At 47.7% G+C, this 21,400-nt stretch carries 13 protein-coding genes, 4 tRNA genes and 3 rRNA genes; 7 read left to right on the top strand and 13 right to left on the bottom strand.

Annotation, left to right across the window (positions count from 1 at the left end; genetic code table 11):
- Positions 1 to 56: 56 nt before the first annotated feature.
- A complete protein-coding gene (gene dtd, locus FIU99_RS00375) occupies positions 57 to 491 on the bottom strand; it encodes a D-aminoacyl-tRNA deacylase (protein WP_006957227.1) in 435 nt (144 codons plus the stop codon).
- Positions 463 to 1,377, bottom strand: coding sequence for a virulence factor BrkB family protein (locus FIU99_RS00370; protein ID WP_006957228.1), 915 nt, complete (start codon positions 1,375 to 1,377; stop codon positions 463 to 465). Before FIU99_RS00370 ends, dtd begins: the two co-directional genes overlap by 29 nt.
- 62 nt (positions 1,378 to 1,439) lie before the next feature.
- Here FIU99_RS00370 and FIU99_RS00365 point away from each other — a divergent pair, with 62 nt between their 5' ends.
- Positions 1,440 to 2,081, top strand: a complete 642-nt coding sequence (locus FIU99_RS00365; RefSeq protein ID WP_006957229.1) for a DUF2959 domain-containing protein — start codon at positions 1,440 to 1,442, stop codon at positions 2,079 to 2,081.
- Between the two features lie 167 nt (positions 2,082 to 2,248).
- Here FIU99_RS00365 and typA read toward each other — a convergent pair whose 3' ends face one another.
- Positions 2,249 to 4,078, bottom strand: coding sequence for a translational GTPase TypA (gene typA, locus FIU99_RS00360; protein ID WP_006957230.1), 1,830 nt, complete (start codon positions 4,076 to 4,078; stop codon positions 2,249 to 2,251).
- A gap of 489 nt (positions 4,079 to 4,567) precedes the next feature.
- On the opposite strand from typA, the gene glnA reads away from it, so the two are divergent.
- From glnA to add, 5 genes are all read left to right on the top strand, one after another.
- Positions 4,568 to 5,977: a glutamate--ammonia ligase gene (glnA, locus tag FIU99_RS00355; protein WP_006957232.1), complete on the top strand. Its 1,410-nt coding sequence runs from the start codon at positions 4,568 to 4,570 to the stop codon at positions 5,975 to 5,977.
- A gap of 289 nt (positions 5,978 to 6,266) precedes the next feature.
- Positions 6,267 to 7,313 (top strand): nitrogen regulation protein NR(II), encoded by a 1,047-nt coding sequence (gene glnL / locus FIU99_RS00350; RefSeq protein WP_006957233.1) that lies wholly within the window; start codon positions 6,267 to 6,269, stop codon positions 7,311 to 7,313.
- Between the two features lie 39 nt (positions 7,314 to 7,352).
- Complete coding sequence (glnG, locus tag FIU99_RS00345; protein WP_006957234.1) at positions 7,353 to 8,756, top strand: nitrogen regulation protein NR(I); 1,404 nt, start codon at positions 7,353 to 7,355, stop codon at positions 8,754 to 8,756.
- 155 nt (positions 8,757 to 8,911) lie between these two features.
- Entirely contained in the window at positions 8,912 to 11,452 is a 2,541-nt protein-coding gene (locus FIU99_RS00340) for an EAL domain-containing protein (RefSeq protein ID WP_006957235.1), read from the top strand.
- A 98-nt stretch (positions 11,453 to 11,550) separates the two neighbouring features.
- On the top strand, positions 11,551 to 12,555 hold the full coding sequence (gene add, locus FIU99_RS00335; protein ID WP_039951103.1) for an adenosine deaminase: 1,005 nt from the start codon (positions 11,551 to 11,553) through the stop codon (positions 12,553 to 12,555).
- 152 nt (positions 12,556 to 12,707) lie between these two features.
- Here add and FIU99_RS00330 read toward each other — a convergent pair.
- The 7 genes from FIU99_RS00330 to FIU99_RS00300 form a co-directional block, all read right to left on the bottom strand.
- Positions 12,708 to 12,798 (bottom strand) — tRNA-Ser (locus FIU99_RS00330).
- A gap of 69 nt (positions 12,799 to 12,867) precedes the next feature.
- Positions 12,868 to 12,984: ribosomal RNA gene (gene rrf, locus FIU99_RS00325) — 5S ribosomal RNA — on the bottom strand.
- A 90-nt stretch (positions 12,985 to 13,074) separates the two neighbouring features.
- Positions 13,075 to 15,963: ribosomal RNA gene (locus tag FIU99_RS00320) — 23S ribosomal RNA — on the bottom strand.
- Between the two features lie 375 nt (positions 15,964 to 16,338).
- A tRNA-Val gene (locus FIU99_RS00315) sits at positions 16,339 to 16,414 on the bottom strand.
- Between the two features lie 30 nt (positions 16,415 to 16,444).
- Positions 16,445 to 16,520: transfer RNA gene (locus FIU99_RS00310), tRNA-Lys, on the bottom strand.
- Positions 16,521 to 16,522: 2 nt separating this feature from the next.
- Positions 16,523 to 16,598 (bottom strand) — tRNA-Glu (locus FIU99_RS00305).
- Between the two features lie 89 nt (positions 16,599 to 16,687).
- Positions 16,688 to 18,240: ribosomal RNA gene (locus tag FIU99_RS00300) — 16S ribosomal RNA — on the bottom strand.
- Together the 16S, 23S and 5S rRNA genes with 4 tRNA genes alongside form the textbook arrangement of a ribosomal RNA operon.
- 511 nt (positions 18,241 to 18,751) lie before the next feature.
- On the opposite strand from FIU99_RS00300, the gene FIU99_RS00295 reads away from it, so the two are divergent.
- Positions 18,752 to 19,303 (top strand): gamma carbonic anhydrase family protein, encoded by a 552-nt coding sequence (locus FIU99_RS00295; protein ID WP_006957524.1) that lies wholly within the window; start codon positions 18,752 to 18,754, stop codon positions 19,301 to 19,303.
- On the opposite strand, the gene FIU99_RS00290 is transcribed toward FIU99_RS00295, so the two are convergent.
- The 3 genes from FIU99_RS00290 to hemF all read right to left on the bottom strand — a co-directional run bounded on the left by FIU99_RS00290 (position 19,293) and on the right by hemF (position 21,385).
- Complete coding sequence (locus FIU99_RS00290) at positions 19,293 to 19,559, bottom strand: DUF1488 domain-containing protein (RefSeq protein ID WP_006957523.1); 267 nt, start codon at positions 19,557 to 19,559, stop codon at positions 19,293 to 19,295. The two genes, FIU99_RS00295 and FIU99_RS00290, sit on opposite strands and share 11 nt — an antisense overlap.
- Positions 19,559 to 20,392, bottom strand: coding sequence for a shikimate dehydrogenase (aroE, locus tag FIU99_RS00285; protein ID WP_039951186.1), 834 nt, complete (start codon positions 20,390 to 20,392; stop codon positions 19,559 to 19,561). The genes FIU99_RS00290 and aroE overlap by 1 nt, the downstream gene beginning before the upstream one ends.
- Positions 20,393 to 20,467: 75 nt before the next feature.
- Positions 20,468 to 21,385 (bottom strand): oxygen-dependent coproporphyrinogen oxidase, encoded by a 918-nt coding sequence (gene hemF / locus FIU99_RS00280; RefSeq protein WP_006957521.1) that lies wholly within the window; start codon positions 21,383 to 21,385, stop codon positions 20,468 to 20,470.
- Positions 21,386 to 21,400: the final 15 nt, after the last annotated feature.

Here is a 21,400-nt window from a genome sequence, read left to right as displayed (position 1 = left end):
AAATTCCTTTTCCATGGAAACGCACTTGGCGCTTCCCCTCTAGCCTATCTTTATAATTATACCTGTAACCAGAAGGTTACTGGGCCGTCATTAACCAGTGATACTTTCATATCAGCAGCGAAGCGCCCTCGCTCTGTCGGCAGCACTTGCGAGCACTGGTCAGCGAAGTAATCGTATAAACGCTCAGCATCCGCTGGATGCGCTCCACGGGAGAAGCCAGCACGGGTACCTTTATTGGTATCGGCAGGCAAGGTAAATTGGGAAACCACCAGCACTTTACCTTCCACCTGTTTCACGTTGAGGTTCATCTTGCCTTCATCGTCACCAAATACTCGGTAAGTGGTCACACGCTCCATCAATCGCTTCGCTTTAGCTTCATCATCGTCCTTTTCTACACCAAGTAGAACAAGTAGACCTTGGTCGATTTCACCAACCACTTCACCATCAACGCGCACTGCGGCTTCACTTACTCTTTGGATCAGCGCTATCACTGCTTTTTCCTTCTTGCTGCTGTTTAATCGTTTCCGTCGAGTGTACCATTTCTTGGTCATCACTCCACTGCTCTCGCTCACCTAATGCCGCCGTAACCTCAGCGCCAATCAAAACAATCAGCCAACACAGGTAAACCCAGACAAACAGAATTGGAATCGCAGCCAGCGCGCCATAAATTAACTGGTAGGAAGGAAATTGAGTAATGTACGCCGCAAAACCTTTTTTACTTGCCTCAAACAGCAAGGCCGCAACAATAGCCCCGACTACCGCATGAGAGACATAGACCTTCTTATTCGGTACTAAGATATACAAGCCCATAAACGCAAAGAAGGACAACAAAAAAGGCAGCCAGCGCAACAGAAAGTCGTAAGCCCCTGAAATTGCTTCACTATCGATAATTTTTAATGACGTTACATAGGAAGTTGCGGCGATACTCGCCCCGACCAAGATCGGCCCTAGAGTCAATACCATCCAGTACATGGAGAATGAGAACACGGCACGCCGTTTGTGCTCCACTCGCCAGATGTAATTGAGATTCTTATCAATGTTGGAGATCAGCATCAAAGCGGCGACAAATAAGAACAAACCACCCACGGCGGTCATCTTGCCAGTATTGGCGACAAACTCGAGTAGCGCCTGCTTTACTGCATCCCCTGCTGCGGGAACAAAATGGGTAATGACAAAATCTTGGATCACGTCCCCAGCGTTAGCGAATACAGAAAACGAAGACAGTACAGATAACAGCACGGTTAACATAGGTACGATCGACAGCAAGGTAATGTATGCCAGATAGCCCGCATTAACGTTCACTCTGTCATGCCCCATTCGGGTGAGCAGATATCGCCCAAAGTTCAGACTTTGCTTGCTCAATTGCTCGATATTCAACTTGTAACTCCTCATCAACTCCGCCATCCTAACATCATCATTTTAAAGGAAAGGACACAATCATGCCGTACTTACTGGCGCTGATGCTCTCCATTTTTACCCTCACGGGCTGTCAATCTGCTTATTACTCAGCGATGGAACAAGTAGGCTATCACAAACGCGACATCATGGTAGATCGTGTCGAAGATGCCAAACAGTCTCAGCAAGATGCGCAACAAGAGTTCACAAGTGCACTGGAAGCGCTCTCAGCACTCACTCAGTTTGATGGTGGCGAACTGGAAACCGTCTACAACCAGATTAACGACAAATACCAAGACAGTGAAAAAGCAGCACAAGAAGTCAGTGACCGAATTGCAGCAATTGAAGATGTGTCAGACGCACTCTTCGCCGAATGGCAAAGCGAGTTAGGTCTCTATACCAGCACTAAGCTCAAACGGGCAAGTGAACAGAAACTCAAAGAGACTCAGCGCTCATACAACACTATGTTAAGCGCGATGAAGCGTGCAGAAGATAAGATGACACCTGTACTCAATACATTGCGCGACAATACGCTTTACTTGAAGCACAACCTCAATGCGAGTGCGATTGGTTCACTGCAAGGCGAGTTTGCAAACTTAGAACAAGATATCCAGTACGCAATCAAGGATATGAATGCCGCGATAGCAGAATCAGATAAGTTCCTGCAAAAGCTCAATCAAAAGTAGTGCTTTAAGGCCGCCTCCAAGTGAGGCGGCTTTCGTTTGTGGCCTCAGCGACTATAGCTGTTACCTGATGAACAAAGGCCACGCATTCTTTACGACTGCGTAACAACAAAAAGCCCTGAGTTGATATCAACTCAGGGCTTTAAAGCTTAAATAACGATTAAGTAAAATTACTTAGCGTTACGTGCTTCACGCTTACGATCGCTTTCCGTTAGGAACTTTTTACGGATACGGATACTTTCAGGCGTTACTTCTACTAGCTCGTCGTCATCGATGAACTCAAGTGCTTGCTCAAGCGTCATGATGATTGGCGGAGTAAGAACCTGTGCGTCATCAGTACCTGATGCACGAACGTTGGTTAGCTGCTTACCTTTCAGTACGTTTACTGTTAGGTCGTTGTCACGGCTGTGGATACCAACAACCATGCCTTCGTATACTTCAACACCGTGACCGATGAACATACGGCCACGCTCTTGAAGGTTGAATAGTGCGTTGGTTAGCGCTTTACCCATACCGTTAGAAATCAGTACGCCGTTGATACGTTGACCGATCTCGCCACCTTTGTGCGGACCGTAGTGATCGAATGTGTGGTAAAGAAGACCAGAACCCGACGTTAGCGTCATGAATTCAGTTTGGAAACCAATCAGACCACGAGATGGCATGATGAAGTCCATACGTACACGGCCTTTACCATCTGGAGACATATCAGTCAGCTCACCTTTACGTAGGCCGATGTTCTCCATGATGCCGCCTTGGTGCTCTTCCATCACGTCGATAGTTACCGTTTCGTACGGTTCCATTAGCTGACCATCTTCTTCTTTGATGATAACTTCAGGACGAGATACCGCTAGCTCGAAGCCTTCACGACGCATGTTTTCGATCAGGATAGATAGGTGAAGTTCACCACGGCCTGATACGCGGAATTTGTCTGGATCATCTAGTTGCTCAACGCGCAGTGCAACGTTGTGTACTAGTTCTTTTTCTAGGCGCTCAAGGATGTTACGTGACGTTACGAATTTACCTTCTTTACCAGCAAACGGAGACGTGTTTACTTGGAACGTCATGGTTACCGTTGGCTCATCAACAGAAAGTGCTGGCAACGCTTCAACTTGGTTTTGTGCACAGATAGTATCGGAGATTTTTAGCTCACCAAGACCAGTGATTGCAACGATGTCACCTGCGTTAGCTTGGTCAACTTCGTGACGTTCAAGGCCTAGGTAGCCCATTACAGTGCCGACTTTACCATTGCGAGTCTTACCATCCGCACCGATAACAGTAACCTGTTGGTTAGGCTTAACGCTACCACGAGTTACGCGAGCAACACCGATAACACCAACATAAGAGCTGTAATCTAGCTGAGAAACTTGCATCTGAAGTGGACCGTCTAGGTCAACTTGCGGTGCTGTCACCTCTTCAACGATGGTTTCGAATAGCGGTTCCATATCTTCGCCAGTTTCGCCTTCTTCTAGAGAAGCCCAACCGTTAAGCGCTGATGCGTAAACCACTTTGAAGTCTAGCTGTTCATCAGTTGCACCTAGGTTATCGAATAGGTCGAATACTTGATCCATAACCCAATCAGGACGAGCGCCAGGACGGTCAATCTTGTTGATAACAACAATTGGCTTAAGACCGTGAGCAAATGCTTTCTGTGTGACGAAGCGTGTTTGAGGCATAGGGCCATCAACAGCGTCAACAATCAGCAGCACTGAGTCTACCATTGACATAATACGCTCAACTTCACCACCGAAGTCCGCGTGTCCTGGGGTATCTACGATGTTGATGCGGTAGTCATTCCAGTTAATTGCTGTGTTTTTAGCAAGGATGGTAATGCCACGCTCTTTTTCGATGTCGTTCGAGTCCATGACTCGCTCTTCAGCTTCACCGCGAGACTCTAAAGTGCCTGATTGCTGTAGCAGTTTATCAACCAGTGTTGTTTTACCGTGGTCAACGTGCGCGATGATCGCGATATTTCTCAATTTATCAATCTGTGGAGTAGCCATGGATTTGATTCACTCGATAGTAGAAGCTCGCTTCAAACATGGTCGATGAATGAAGCGAGCTTACTTGATTAAAAAAACGGCCATAATGTACCAGATTTTAGCGAAAAACCCAGAAATATGTGATCTGATACGTTGGTTTTCTGAAGAATATGCTTTGATCGAACACAATATCGCTCTGAATATGCAAAATTGTGCATTGACATAGGTAGCGAATGGCGGCTGAATGGAATACGCTTTTGTTTCATATTGGTGCACTTCAAGATATTTGCACCAATAGAGTGCAATTAAAGATCATTTTGGTGCAAACTGGTGCACCAAACTGATACCCAAACCACTAATTCATTGAAATTAATGGAATAATTTTTTTGGCATGGTTTTGGCTTTATTGATATCAGCATCGATTAATACGATTGAAATGAAATTAATCAATGCTGGATTTGTTCATCAATCGAGCTAACACCGCTTTAATAACACTGGAGGTTATCCAAGATGTCAGTTGAAAACGTTCTATCGCTGATCCAAGAAAACGAAGTTAAGTTTGTTGACCTACGCTTTACCGATACAAAAGGTAAAGAGCAGCACATCTCAATTCCTGCTCACCAGATCGATGCAGACTTCTTCGAAGAAGGTAAGATGTTCGATGGTTCTTCAGTTGCTGGCTGGAAAGGCATCAACGAGTCAGACATGGTTATGATGCCAGACGCATCATCCGCTGTACTTGACCCATTCACAGAAGATGCAACACTGAACATCCGTTGTGACATCCTTGAGCCTGCAACTATGCAAGGCTACGATCGCGACCCTCGCTCTATCGCCAAGCGTGCTGAAGATTACATGCGCTCAACAGGTGTTGCAGATACCGTGCTTATCGGCCCTGAGCCAGAATTCTTCCTATTCGACGACGTGAAGTTCGCGACTGATATGTCAGGCTCTTTCTTTAAGATCGACGACGTAGAAGCTGCATGGAACACAGGTTCTGATTACGAAGAAGGCAACAAAGGCCACCGTCCAGGCGTGAAAGGTGGTTACTTCCCAGTGGCTCCTGTCGATTCATCTCAAGACATCCGTTCTGCTATGTGTCTAATCATGGAAGAAATGGGTCTGGTTGTAGAAGCGCACCACCACGAAGTAGCGACTGCAGGTCAGAACGAAATCGCGACTCGTTTCAACACACTGACTTCGAAAGCAGACGAAATCCAAATCTACAAATACGTGGTTCATAATGTTGCTCACGCATTTGGTAAGACAGCGACCTTCATGCCTAAACCACTAGTTGGTGACAACGGCTCTGGTATGCACGTTCACCAATCTCTAGCTAAAGACGGCGTTAACCTATTCGCGGGTGACAAGTACGGCGGCCTGTCTGAAACAGCCCTTTACTACATCGGTGGTATCATCAAGCACGCTCGCGCAATCAACGCATTCGCGAACGCAGCGACTAACTCATACAAGCGTCTCGTTCCTGGCTTCGAAGCGCCTGTAATGCTGGCTTACTCTGCTCGTAACCGTAGTGCTTCTATTCGTATCCCTGTGGTACCAAGCCCTAAAGCACGTCGTATCGAAGTTCGCTTCGGTGATCCATCAGCTAACCCATACCTATGTTTCGCAGCAATGCTAATGGCTGGTCTTGACGGCATTAAGAACAAGATCCACCCAGGTGAAGCAATGGATAAAGATTTATACGACCTACCAGCGGAAGAAGCAGCTGAAATCCCAACTGTTGCTTACTCACTGAAAGATGCACTAGATTCACTAGATGCAGACCGTGAGTTCCTAACAGCTGGCGGCGTGTTCTCTGACGACTTCATCGATTCTTACATCGGCCTTAAGTCTCAGGACGTTGAGCAAGTAAACATGACGACTCACCCACTTGAGTTCGAACTTTACTACTCAGTGTAATCGCTCGATCGATTAACCCTTCCTTCGAGGCTCACCTTTTTGGTGAGCCTTTTTTATGTCTTATATATCAATAAAATTCACTTCAAATCTTTTCTATTCAATACCTTATGCACGGCAAGCTTATTGCATTGTTACAGTTCATAACGGTGCAATTAACGGCAAGGATACTGAAAAGCCTGTGATATATGGACTTTTCACTTCTTCTGCATGAGTTATTGCGCCATACTTGGAATGTAACCGCACCAAATTGGTGCATTGCACATTTTAAGGTCAAGGATGAGGGACGACAGTGAGCAGCGAACTCGATAACATAATACTCAATCATCAGGTCACCTCCGTGCTGATCATGAACGAATCGCTTCAGGTTCGTTATGCCAACCCAGCCGCAGAGCAGTTGTTTTCACAAAGCGCTAAACGCATCGTTGACCAGCCATTGTCCAAGCTCATTCAACACGCTTCTATGGACTTAGCCTTGTTGTCTCAACCGCTACAAAGTGGCCAGAGCATCACTGACAGCGATGTGACTTTTGTGGTCGATGGCAAACCTTTAATGCTTGAAGTCACCGTCAGCCCAATCTCTTGGCAGAAAGAACTCATGCTGCTGGTCGAAATGCGCAAAATTGGTCAGCAACGTCGTTTGTCGCAAGAACTTAATCAACACGCTCAACAGCAAGCCGCCAAGCTACTGGTACGGGGACTCGCTCATGAGATAAAAAACCCGCTGGGCGGGCTGCGCGGCGCGGCTCAGTTACTTGAACGCATGCTGCCCGACCAATCTTTGACGGAATACACCCAGATCATCATCGAACAGGCAGACCGATTACGCTCCTTAGTCGATCGCCTGCTTGGCCCACAAAAGCCTGGCAAGAAACAACAGGAAAACCTTCATCTGATTCTGGAGAAGGTACGCCAGTTAGTTGAGCTCGAAGTTGCTCAGTCCGTGACGATTGAGCGCGATTACGACCCGAGCTTGCCTGAGTTTTTAATGGATTCGGATCAGATTGAGCAAGCGCTTTTGAATATTGTCAGTAATGCTGGGCAAATTCTGCAAAAGCAGAACAATGGCAATATCATCATTCGCACCAGAACGGTGCATCAAACCAATATTCACGGTCAGCGCTGCAAATTAGCGGCGCGGGTGGAGATCATCGACAACGGGCCGGGCATCCCCGCAGAATTACAAGACACCCTTTTCTATCCCATGGTCAGCGGAAGAGAAGGCGGTACAGGGCTGGGCTTATCCATTGCTCAGAACCTGATAGACCAGCATCAGGGCAAAATTGATGTCGAAAGCTGGCCAGGCAGAACCATATTCACCATATATCTGCCAATTTAAATTTTACGTTAGTGGCATTGCTGAAAGGATAAGTTTGTTATGAGTAAAGGATACGTTTGGGTAGTAGATGATGACAGCTCTATCCGCTGGGTCATGGAGAAAACCCTTTCATCAGCAAATATTAAGTGCGATACATTTTCTGATGCAGAAAGCGTTTTGCTGGCACTGGAACGCGAAACACCAGATGTACTGGTCTCCGACATTCGTATGCCGGGTATCGACGGCATAGAGCTTCTCAAACAAGTTAACGAACGCTCACCAGACTTACCTGTGATCATCATGACGGCGCACTCTGATCTGGATGCCGCAGTCAATGCCTATCAAAAAGGGGCTTTCGAATACCTACCTAAGCCATTTGATGTGGATGAAACACTAACGTTAGTTGAACGTGCCATCACCCACAGTCAGGAGCAAAAACGCGACCAAGCGAATTCAGATCCCAACGACTACAATGCGCCAGAAATTATTGGTGAAGCGCCCGCAATGCAAGAAGTGTTTCGCGCTATCGGCCGCCTATCTCGTTCTTCAATTTCAGTATTGATAAATGGTGAATCTGGTACAGGTAAAGAGCTCGTCGCTCACGCTCTGCACCGCCACAGCCCGCGAGCCAGTAAACCATTTATTGCGCTTAACATGGCAGCAATTCCCAAAGACCTGATTGAGTCTGAATTGTTTGGGCATGAAAAAGGCGCCTTTACCGGTGCTAATAGCGTTCGACAAGGCCGTTTTGAGCAAGCAAACGGAGGGACTTTGTTTCTGGATGAAATTGGTGACATGCCACTCGACATTCAGACTCGGCTGCTACGTGTCCTAGCTGATGGCCAGTTCTATCGAGTCGGGGGACACTCTCCAATAAAAGTGGATGTGCGTATTGTTGCTGCGACTCACCAGAATCTGGAAAAGCTGGTCCATCAAGGTGATTTTCGTGAGGATTTATTCCATCGTCTTAATGTTATCCGCGTTCAAATTCCAGCCCTTCGTGAACGTAAACAGGATATCGAAAAACTCACTCTGCACTTTCTTTCCTTAGCCGCAGAAGAACTTGGTGTAGATGTCAAAACCCTCCATCCTTCGGCGATTGAAGCGTTGAATAAACTTAGCTGGCCGGGCAATGTCAGACAGCTAGAGAACATCTGTCGCTGGCTAACCGTCATGGCCAGCGGAAGCGAAATTCTCCCCGCCGATCTACCCGCTGAACTGCTAGAGGAGAAATCCAGCACCAGCTTTGATACCAATGTCAGTTGGCAGCAGCAGCTTTCTAGCTGGGCAAGACAGTCTCTCTCTCAAGGGGATACCGAATTGCTGACCTACGCACTTCCTGAATTTGAACGTATACTTTTGGAAGCGGCCTTAGAGCATACTAACGGCCATAAGCAAGATGCAGCCAAAGTGCTTGGTTGGGGCAGAAACACCTTAACCAGAAAACTAAAAGAGCTTTATTAACATCTAGCTCATTAATTTATTCCATAAAGCCTGTCGCATTGTACAATTGATAAGCATTTTAGGGCTTTATGGGTCAGCACCAGTGCACTATGGCTGTTTGCTTGCAGACTCAAACCCGCCAACACGGATTTTAGTTTCAGGTATTTAAGGACAGCATGTCGGCAACTACGCAAATCACATTAAGAACCGCAGTCGTTCTCCCTTTTGTCATGATCTTTATCTTTACAATAGGGGTCATCGTCGCTGTGCAAAAGCGCAGCTACGAAGAGATGGTTCTCGATATCAGCGACAAACAACTCACGGCGCTCACAGACAATGTCACTCTTGAGCTTAATGCCTTTCTCAGTAAACCATTCGAAGCCAGCCTGTCTCTCAGCCATAACATCGGCTTCAATCAGCTCTATGAGAAAGGCGACACCAGTGAGATAGAACAGTTTCTCCTAGCCAGCTTCCAAGATTTGTATCGCTCCATACCGCAACTAGACGTAATCGGCTTTGGTGGCGAGGGCGCTGAGTATGTCGGCTTTCGTAAAGAATCGAATCAGGGTTACACCTTAATGATTCAAGATGACCGCACAGCACAGAAACTGGTTATTTATCGCGGTCAGGTGATGAGCAAGGATATACGCTCTGTTTTTGAGGGCTATGACCCTAGGATCCGTCCTTGGTATGCCCCTGTCGCTGAAAGTCGATCGCCAATGTGGTCATCCATTTATGCCAATGCTGATGAACGTCAGGAAATCACCTTGTCAGCGTTAACACCCGTATACCAACAACAAGCATTTCAGGGAGTGGTCGTCACCGACGTCAAAATCGACACCTTTAATACGTTCTTAAAGCATCAACAGGAAAGAACCAACGCGGCAATTTACCTATTTGATGCGAAGCAAAGGCTGGTTGCTCACTCTACTGGTGGAAGTGTGGTCTCGTGGGGCACACCCCTTAGCGACAAAGGCCAGCGCTTATTGGCGACCGAGAGCTCCAATCCGATAGTGCAAACCAGTGCTCAATACGCCTTTGAACAAGGCTATCACGCCTCGCAGGAAACCAATCGCTTTAGTATCAATATCAACGGTGCAAGATACTTCAATCACATCACGCCTTACACCGATCAATTCGGCCTTAAATGGTATATCGGGGTAGCCATTTCTGAATCCGACTTACTTGGCCAGCTACCTGAAAGCCAGCGCGATAGTTGGATCATCGGCGTCATTGCCAGCTTTATTGGCATATTGATTGGTTTATTGGCGTTTAATCGCGTCGTCGCGCCCATCACTTCAACGGCTGCAGCTGCAAAACATTTGGCAAAAGGTGACTGGGACAGCACCATGCCTAAACCGGGTTACATCTACGAAACCAGTATGCTGGTCTTTGCCTTCAATGAGATGGCCAATAACCTCAAAGCCTCATTCCGCGCCTTACGTTCGCAGTTACTCTACGATTCATTGACCAAGCTTTACAGCCGAGAAGGGCTGATCGAGACCTGCGATGCGTTGCCGAAGATGAATGGTTGCCTGCTGCTGATCGGGATCAACAAATTCCGTGATATCAACGATAGTCTTGGCCACTATAAAGGTGATCAATTGCTGGTGATCATCGCCGAGCGCCTACGAACCTTGTTTGACGATGATTGGTACCTCGCAAGAATTGCTGGTGACGAGTTTGCGTTTTATTTTTCTCAACTACCAAGTGATGAGCAAGTTACCCTGGCGATCCATCGAATCCAGCAAATGTTTGCATCACCTTTTGTCATGGAGCAAGAGAGTGTGGTGGTAAATGTGTCAATTGGTGTGGTTACCGAAAGTGAGCACGATAATATGACGCTTTGGCTTCGCAACGGCAGCATCGCGCTGAGTAATGCGAAGCAGGAACTGACTCAAGTCAGCTACTACAAACCTGAAATGGCCGATGTTTCACGTAAACGCACGTTAATGCAGGCCAAAATCAAAGATGCTTTGGAGCATCAAGAGTTCGTTCCTTTCTACCAACCGATTGTTGATCTTAACACCGGAGCAGTCATCGGTGCTGAGGCGCTTGCGCGTTGGCTATCCCCCTCCTCGGGTCTCATCTCACCACTCGATTTTATCCCTATCGCTGAAGAAAGCGGACTAATTGGCTCTATCGGTGAGCAAATACTCACTCAGGCCTGCAATGACACGGTGAAAGGCATGAAAGAAGGCAAGTGGGACGAGCGCTTCCATCTGCATGTCAATCTGTCAGTTAATCAGCTTTCTCAGCCAGATCTCATCAATTCACTGCGCTCAGTACTTTCTTCATCAGGTCTAAACGCTGGCAACCTGACTTTAGAAATTACCGAGTCGAGGATTGTCGATAATGATCCTGTCATCGTTAAAAATATGCAGGCTATCCGAGATCTGGGTATTCATATCGCCATTGACGATTTTGGTACTGGCTACAGCTCTCTGGCATATCTGCATAAGCTGCCTTTTGACTGCCTGAAAATCGATCGCACTTTCGTGCAGAAAATGGAAAAAGAGAATCTCGACACATCCATTGTCGCCGCCATCATCAACATGACTCGTGGTATGAAAGTCGACTTGGTCGCTGAAGGCATAGAAACATCGGAGCAAGCGCAAATGCTGACTTCTCTCAATTGCCCTCAGGGACAAGGGTTCTTATTTAGTCGTCCAGTTCCGTTCGAAGAGTGGCCAACAGATCTGGTTAACATGAAGTAAATAACACCACTCTTGGCCGGTTTTGCGAGCATTTGCTACTGACACTTCTGGTATTGATTCTTATACTTAGCTCAATTCAGACAATCGGAATTACTATAATGATAACCAAGAACATACCACTTACAGATTTGCACCGTCATCTTGACGGAAACATCCGCACCAAAACCATTTTAGAACTTGGCCAGAAGTTTGGTGTTGCCCTGCCAGCTTACGATGTGGAATCATTGACACCGCATGTACAAATCGTTGAGGCAGAGCCATCTCTTGTCGCATTCCTGTCTAAGTTAGATTGGGGAGTGTCTGTTCTTGGTGATCTGGACGCTTGTCGTCGCGTTGCTTACGAAAATGTTGAAGATGCACTGAATGCGCAAATTGATTACGCTGAGCTGCGCTTCTCACCTTACTACATGGCGATGAAACACAAACTGCCTGTAGAAGGTGTAGTTGAAGCGGTTGTCGATGGCGTAGAGGCTGGTGTTCGTGATTTTGGTATCAAAGCTAACCTAATTGGCATTATGAGTCGTACATTCGGTACAGATGCATGTCAGCAAGAACTGGATGCCATCCTGACACAAAAAGACAAAATCGTAGCCGTTGATCTGGCCGGTGACGAACTGGGCCAACCAGGTGATCGCTTTGTTAAACATTTCACTCAAGTCAAAAATGCTGGTCTGAATGTAACGGTTCATGCAGGTGAAGCGGCTGGTGCCGAAAGCATGTGGCAAGCAATTCAAGAGCTAGGTGCTACTCGTATTGGTCATGGTGTCAAAGCTATTCACGATCCTAAACTGATGGATTACCTTGCAGAAAACCGTATTGGTATTGAGTCGTGTCTAACCTCTAACTTCCAGACCAGTACAGTAGAATCGCTCGCCAACCACCCGATCAAACAGTTCCTTGATCACGGTGTGCTAGCCTGTCTGAACACCGACGACCCAGCAGTGGAAGGCATTGAACTGCCATACGAATATGAAGTAGCCGCGCCGCAAGCGGGCCTATCACAAGATGAAATTCGTCAGACACAGATCAACGGCTTAGAACTGGCATTCATTTCGGATGCAGAGAAGCAAGAACTAAAGGATAAAGTTGCCAACCGCGCTTAATCTATTTACTAGCTTTTTATTTGGCCGACATTATGTGTCGGCTTTTTTGTATCTTCAGCAACTAGATATAGAGGTAGTATTTATTAGGTAGTAGTTTTCTAATACCAGAAATGCAAAAAGCCCGTTGCGTTAGCAACGGGCTTTTTTAATAGTGGCGGAGAGATAGGGATTTGAACCCTAGATACGCTATTAACGTATGCCGGTTTTCAAGACCGGTGCTTTCAACCACTCAGCCATCTCTCCACAAATTGTCATCGTCAGATTGGTGCACTGATGATGTTGTTACACGTATTACGAGTAACGATATTTGAAGCCTGGCGATGTCCTACTCTCACATGGGGAAGCCCCACACTACCATCGGCGCTATTTGCGTTTCACTTCTGAGTTCGGCATGGGATCAGGTGGGTCCACAACGCTATGGTCGCCAAGCAAATTCTTTAATCTGGAAAGCTGTTATTGTGTTCTCAACACATTCAATTTGTTCTTGCTTTGAGTCCATCAAAACCCTTTGGGTGTTGTATGGTTAAGCCTCACGGGCAATTAGTACAGGTTAGCTCAACGCCTCACAACGCTTACACACCCTGCCTATCAACGTTCTAGTCTCGAACAACCCTTTAGGACCCTCAAGGGGTCAGGGAAGACTCATCTCAGGGCTCGCTTCCCGCTTAGATGCTTTCAGCGGTTATCGATTCCGAACTTAGCTACCGGGCAATGCCATTGGCATGACAACCCGAACACCAGAGGTTCGTCCACTCCGGTCCTCTCGTACTAGGAGCAGCCCCCTTCAATCTTCCAACGCCCACGGCAGATAGGGACCGAACTGTCTCACGACGTTCTAAACCCAGCTCGCGTACCACTTTAAATGGCGAACAGCCATACCCTTGGGACCGACTTCAGCCCCAGGATGTGATGAGCCGACATCGAGGTGCCAAACACCGCCGTCGATATGAACTCTTGGGCGGTATCAGCCTGTTATCCCCGGAGTACCTTTTATCCGTTGAGCGATGGCCCTTCCATACAGAACCACCGGATCACTATGACCTGCTTTCGCACCTGCTCGAATTGTCATTCTCGCAGTCAAGCGGGCTTATGCCATTGCACTAACCTCACGATGTCCAACCGTGATTAGCCCACCTTCGTGCTCCTCCGTTACTCTTTGGGAGGAGACCGCCCCAGTCAAACTACCCACCAGGCACTGTCCTCAACCCGGATGACGGGTCTAAGTTAGAACATCAACACTACAAGGGTGGTATTTCAAGGACGGCTCCACCGATACTGGCGTACCGGTTTCAAAGCCTCCCACCTATCCTACACATGTAGGGTCAATGTTCAGTGCCAAGCTGTAGTAAAGGTTCACGGGGTCTTTCCGTCTAGCCGCGGGTACACTGCATCTTCACAGCGATTTCAATTTCACTGAGTCTCGGGTGGAGACAGCGTGGCCATCATTACGCCATTCGTGCAGGTCGGAACTTACCCGACAAGGAATTTCGCTACCTTAGGACCGTTATAGTTACGGCCGCCGTTTACCGGGGCTTCGATCAAGAGCTTCGACTTACGTCTAACCCCATCAATTAACCTTCCGGCACCGGGCAGGCGTCACACCGTATACGTCATCTTACGATTTTGCACAGTGCTGTGTTTTTAATAAACAGTTGCAGCCACCTGGTATCTGCGACTCCCGTTAGCTCCATCCGCAAGGGACTTCACCGACAGGAGCGTACCTTCTCCCGAAGTTACGGTACCATTTTGCCTAGTTCCTTCACCCGAGTTCTCTCAAGCGCCTTGGTATTCTCTACCCGACCACCTGTGTCGGTTTGGGGTACGATTCCTTACAATCTGAAGCTTAGAGGCTTTTCCTGGAAGCATGGCATCAATGACTTCACACCCGTAGGTGCTCGACGTCGTGTCTCAGCCTTAGAGAGAGCCGGATTTACCTAACTCTCAAGCCTACGCACTTGAACCTGGACAACCGTCGCCAGGCCCACCTAGCCTTCTCCGTCCCCCCATCGCAATTGTAAGAAGTACGGGAATATTAACCCGTTTCCCATCGACTACGCCTTTCGGCCTCGCCTTAGGGGTCGACTTACCCTGCCCCGATTAACGTTGGACAGGAACCCTTGGTCTTCCGGCGAGGAGGTTTTTCACCCCCTTTATCGTTACTCATGTCAGCATTCGCACTTCTGATACCTCCAGCAAGCTTTACAGCTCACCTTCAACGGCTTACAGAACGCTCCCCTACCCAATACATAAAATGCATTGCCGCAGCTTCGGTTTACAGCTTAGCCCCGTTACATCTTCCGCGCAGGCCGACTCGACTAGTGAGCTATTACGCTTTCTTTAAATGATGGCTGCTTCTAAGCCAACATCCTAGCTGTCTAAGCCTTCCCACATCGTTTCCCACTTAGCTGTAATTTGGGACCTTAGCTGGCGGTCTGGGTTGTTTCCCTCTCCACGACGGACGTTAGCACCCGCCGTGTGTCTCCCGGATAGTACTTACTGGTATTCGGAGTTTGCAAAGGGTTGGTAAGTCGGGATGACCCCCTAGCCTTAACAGTGCTCTACCCCCAGTAGTATTCGTCCGAGGCTCTACCTAAATAGATTTCGGGGAGAACCAGCTATCTCCAGGTTTGATTGGCCTTTCACCCCTAGCCACAAGTCATCCGCTAATTTTTCAACATTAGTCGGTTCGGTCCTCCAGTTGATGTTACTCAACCTTCAACCTGCCCATGGCTAGATCACCTGGTTTCGGGTCTATATCCAGCAACTCGACGCCCAGTTAAGACTCGATTTCTCTACGGCTCCCCTAGATGGTTAACCTTGCTACTGAATATAAGTCGCTGACCCATTATACAAAAGGTACGCAGTCACACCACGAAGGTGCTCCTACTGCTTGTACGTACACGGTTTCAGGTTCTATTTCACTCCCCTCACAGGGGTTCTTTTCGCCTTTCCCTCACGGTACTGGTTCACTATCGGTCAGTCAGTAGTATTTAGCCTTGGAGGATGGTCCCCCCATATTCAGACAGGATATCACGTGTCCCGCCCTACTCGATTTCACCTAAAATGCGCTGTCGGTTACGGGGCTATCACCCTGTATCGCAGAACTTTCCAGAACTTTCACCTGACGCATTATAGGCTTAAGGGCTAATCCAATTTCGCTCGCCGCTACTTTCGGAATCTCGGTTGATTTCTTTTCCTCGGGGTACTTAGATGTTTCAGTTCCCCCGGTTCGCCTCATTACCCTATGTATTCAGGTAATGATACCTGCTTATGCAGGTGGGTTTCCCCATTCGGAAATCCCAGACTCAAATGACTTTTACTGTCTAATCTGGGCTTATCGCAAGTTAATACGTCCTTCATCGCCTCTGACTGCCAAGGCATCCACCGTGTACGCTTAGTCACTTAACCATACAACCCCAAAGGGTCTTCTAGTCAAACAACCAAAGTTGTCTGCCATTATTTAAACATGATGCAGACTCGATTTTGCCGGACTCAAATATCTTTTTACTTTACTTTTTTATAAAAAGTGAAAACAAAAAGCCAAGAACACTTGAATGTGTGTTGGTACCTAATTCAAAGAATTAGGATTTGAGAACTTTTATTGAATAACAACGCATCTCAAAGAGATGGGGATTGTTGTTATTCGTCAGCTTTCCAAATTGTTAAAGAGCATGTTTCTTCACAAGGAAGTTACATTTTCTAAAGACTTTCAGCGGCAAAAATCCAACCACGTACGTATTACTGAAGTGGTTTGGAAATTTGAATCCAAAAATACTTAGAGAATGGTGGGCGATACCGGGCTCGAACCAGTGACCCCCTGCTTGTAAGGCAGGTGCTCTCCCAACTGAGCTAATCGCCCACATAAGTTTTAATTCTTCGTGGAGAAGAATGGTGGGTCGTGCAGGATTCGAACCTGCGACCAATTGATTAAAAGTCAACTGCTCTACCAACTGAGCTAACGACCCAATGGTATCCCGTAGGGGAGTCGAACCCCTGTTACCGCCGTGAAAGGGCGGTGTCCTAGGCCTCTAGACGAACGGGACACTAAGTTGAAGATATTGGGATATCTTCGTTCTCTTAAACTACATAAACCATCAATCTGTGTGGACACTCACCGTGAGTAATCATCGTATAAGGAGGTGATCCAGCGCCAGGTTCCCCTAGCGCTACCTTGTTACGACTTCACCCCAGTCATGAACCACAAAGTGGTGAGCGTCCCCCCGAAGGTTAAACTACCCACTTCTTTTGCAGCCCACTCCCATGGTGTGACGGGCGGTGTGTACAAGGCCCGGGAACGTATTCACCGTAGCATTCTGATCTACGATTACTAGCGATTCCGACTTCATGGAGTCGAGTTGCAGACTCCAATCCGGACTACGACGCACTTTTTGGGATTCGCTCACTTTCGCAAGTTGGCCGCCCTCTGTATGCGCCATTGTAGCACGTGTGTAGCCCTACTCGTAAGGGCCATGATGACTTGACGTCGTCCCCACCTTCCTCCGGTTTATCACCGGCAGTCTCCCTGGAGTTCCCGACATGACTCGCTGGCAAACAAGGATAAGGGTTGCGCTCGTTGCGGGACTTAACCCAACATTTCACAACACGAGCTGACGACAGCCATGCAGCACCTGTCTCATAGTTCCCGAAGGCACCAATCCATCTCTGGAAAGTTCTATGGATGTCAAGAGTAGGTAAGGTTCTTCGCGTTGCATCGAATTAAACCACATGCTCCACCGCTTGTGCGGGCCCCCGTCAATTCATTTGAGTTTTAATCTTGCGACCGTACTCCCCAGGCGGTCTACTTAACGCGTTAGCTCCGAAAGCCACGGCTCAAGGCCACAACCTCCAAGTAGACATCGTTTACGGCGTGGACTACCAGGGTATCTAATCCTGTTTGCTCCCCACGCTTTCGCATCTGAGTGTCAGTATCTGTCCAGGGGGCCGCCTTCGCCACCGGTATTCCTTCAGATCTCTACGCATTTCACCGCTACACCTGAAATTCTACCCCCCTCTACAGTACTCTAGTCTGCCAGTTTCAAATGCAATTCCGAGGTTGAGCCCCGGGCTTTCACATCTGACTTAACAAACCACCTGCATGCGCTTTACGCCCAGTAATTCCGATTAACGCTCGCACCCTCCGTATTACCGCGGCTGCTGGCACGGAGTTAGCCGGTGCTTCTTCTGCAGCTAACGTCAAATGATAGTGCTATTAACACTACCACCTTCCTCACTGCTGAAAGTACTTTACAACCCGAAGGCCTTCTTCATACACGCGGCATGGCTGCATCAGGCTTGCGCCCATTGTGCAATATTCCCCACTGCTGCCTCCCGTAGGAGTCTGGACCGTGTCTCAGTTCCAGTGTGGCTGATCATCCTCTCAGACCAGCTAGGGATCGTCGCCTTGGTGAGCCATTACCTCACCAACTAGCTAATCCCACCTGGGCATATCCTGACGCGAGAGGCCCGAAGGTCCCCCTCTTTGAGCCGAAGCTATTATGCGGTATTAGCCATCGTTTCCAATGGTTATCCCCCACATCAGGGCAATTTCCCAGGCATTACTCACCCGTCCGCCGCTCGACGCCGTTGTCGTTCCCCGAAGGTTCAGACAACTCGTTTCCGCTCGACTTGCATGTGTTAGGCCTGCCGCCAGCGTTCAATCTGAGCCATGATCAAACTCTTCAATTTAAGATTTTGTCGGCTCAATGAATACTGAACATTACATAAGTAATGTTTGAATTGACTGTGCTGAATCCGAAGATTCAATGGTCACTTCGTATCATTGAAACCTAATTTGATACCAAAGTATCGAATTTGATTATCATCAACGAGTGCCCACACAGATTGATAGGTTTATATTGTTAAAGAGCGTTCTTCTTTGTGACTCACATCACTTCGGAAGAGGCGGTCATTTTAGCGAGATAAAGTTTAGTGTCAACCACTTTTTTCAAACTTATTTTCAAGCGTTTCCGCTTGGCTAATCGACCTTGCTAACTGGGCTTCATCGTTTCAAAACAGAAGCTTCGAAGCGTTCCCGTGTCAGCGAGGGGGCATTATAGAGATCGACGTCACGTTGGCAACCCCTTTTTGCAGTTTTTTTTGATTTTTTTGCCGTTTGAGTATTTTCTATTCAAAGATAGCTATTTTCCTTACTCTTCTACCTCTGTTTATCCAGAATTCCTCTATATAAGGAGAAAAAATGAGCGCCTTGCGTAGTTATAAAGATACACGCCCCGTCATTGGTGAGCGTGTCTATATTGATCAAAGCTCAGTGTTGGTGGGCGATATTAGAATTGGCGATGATTCGAGCATCTGGCCTTTGGTTGCGGCTCGCGGTGATGTCAACCATATTCACATTGGCAAACGAACCAATGTCCAAGACGGCAGCGTATTGCATGTTACGCACAAAAATCAGGAAAACCCTGATGGTTACCCGCTTATTATTGGCAACGATGTCACTGTCGGTCATAAAGTGATGCTGCATGGATGCATTATAAAAGACAGGGTGCTGGTAGGTATGGGCGCGATTGTATTGGATGGTGCGGTAATAGAAGAAGACGTCATGATTGGCGCTGGCAGTTTGGTCCCACCGGGAAAAACTCTCGAAAGCGGTTACTTGTATGTAGGCAGCCCAGTCAAACAGGCACGTCCTCTTAATGATAAAGAACGCGCCTTCCTACAAAAGTCAGCCGACAATTATGTGCAGAACAAAGAAGATTACCTGCATCATGTCGATGTGATTAGCAAATAACTTCGACTTGCCCTGACTGATTGAAGGCTTCGTCTTCAATCAGCTCTTCGGCTAACTCTTCCAGGTCAAACCGGTGCTGACTAAAGCAAACAAGAGCTTGCTCAGCTCCTTGAAGTTTTTGCCCAGCCAAGACTTCCAGCTGATTCAAGGTAACCACGCACTCTATCAACGCACCTGACTGCTGAGCGGGAAACACGATTGCTTGCAGGTGGTCATCCCAATGCTGCATATCGGGAAACAGAATCGACTGATTCATTACATACCCTCTAGATTCTTTCTTAATTCGCGTAGAATTTGTTTTGTCCCTGGGCGGATGCCTCGCCATAACATGAAGCTTTCCGCAGCCTGCCCCACCAGCATGCCCAATCCGTCGTATACCACCGCCGCATTATGCTCAATTGCCCACTGATTGAATGTCGTGTGACCAGAGCCATACATCATGTCATAAACGGTAGAGTTAGGTGAGAAGATTGCCGATGAAATCGCAGGCAGCTCGCCACTGAGACTGGAAGACGTCGAGTTGATGATAATGTCGTAGCTCTGTTCGATGTGTGCCATCTCAACCGCTTTAATCGGACCAAAGCTGGAAAACATCTCTTGTAGTGTCTGCGCTTTGGATAAGGTCCGGTTGGTAATCACAATTTCAGCAGGGCTTTGGTCAAGTAAAGGCTTGATTACACCACGAGCCGCACCTCCTGCACCGATCAAGAGAATTCTTGCACCTTCAATCACGACCTGATTCTGCAGTAGGTCCTGTACCAGCCCTTCACCATCGGTGTTATCACCCAAGATCTCACCATCATCGAGCTTTTTCAGTGTATTGACGGCACCCGCCAACTGAGCCCGCTCTGTTAAACGTGTAGCCAGTCGGTAAGCATCTTCCTTGAATGGCACAGTGACGTTGCATCCTTTTCCGTTTTGAGCAAAAAAAGTTTCAGCCGCCGCAACAAATCCATCCACAGGAGCCAGTTCAGCGGTATACGTCAGTGACTGATTGGTTTGACGAGCAAACAGCGTATGAATAAAGGGAGACTTACTTTGGCTTATCGGGTTTCCAAAAACGGCATAACGATCTATCTGCTGGGTCATATCCTTACCTACTCAAAACAAAAAGGGCCATTGCAAACCAATGACCCTATCATTAACCCTATAAGGAAGAAAGTGTTACCAATCGCGAGGCTTCAAGTAGTCCTGATATAGCTCTGCTTCATGGGTTCCCGGCTCAATTTGGTAACTGTATTCCCATCGCGCCAGTGGTGGCATCGACATCAGAATCGACTCCGTACGCCCACCACTTTGCAGGCCAAACAGCGTTCCGCGGTCATAAACCAAGTTAAACTCAACATAGCGACCACGACGATAGAGCTGGAACTGACGCTCTCGCTCACCGTATTCGGTTGCTTTGCGACGCTCGACAATTGGCAGGTAGGCTTGGCAATACCCTTCACCAACGGCTTTGATGTAATCAAAACACTTATCAAACTCCCAATGATTCAAATCGTCAAAGAACAAACCGCCAACACCACGTGTTTCATCACGATGAGGTAGGTAGAAATATTTGTCACACCACGCTTTATGCTCTGGATACACTTCACTGCCGAACGGTGCACACACCTCTTTAGCAGTGTTATGCCAATATTGGGCGTCTTCTTCAAACGGATAGAAAGGTGTCAGGTCAAAGCCACCACCAAACCACCAGATAGGCGCTTCACCATCTTTCTCTGCAATAAAGAAACGCACATTGGCGTGGGATGTGGGGATATAAGGGTTTTTCGGGTGCATGACCAAGGACACGCCCATCGCTTCAAATCGACGGCCTGCAAGTTCAGGGCGATGTGCCGTAGCCGACGCTGGCATTTCTTTTCCCTGTACGTGCGAAAAGTTCACACCACCTTGCTCAAATACAGCCCCCTCTTTCATCACTCGAGTGCGGCCACCACCACCTAAACGTTCACCAGGCTCACGACTCCACGCATCTTCTATAAACTCAGCATGGCCGTCGGCCTGTTCAAGTTGCTGACAAATGGAATCCTGTAGCTCCATCAGGAACTGTTTCACTGCTTGCTTGTCGATGGCTGACATGTTTCTACTTCCTTT

Source organism: Vibrio sp. THAF64 (genome assembly GCF_009363455.1).
Lineage (GTDB): Bacteria > Pseudomonadota > Gammaproteobacteria > Enterobacterales > Vibrionaceae > Vibrio > Vibrio coralliilyticus.
The sequence above is the reverse complement of the archived record's forward strand: the minus strand, read 5'-3'. Positions and strand labels throughout refer to the sequence as shown.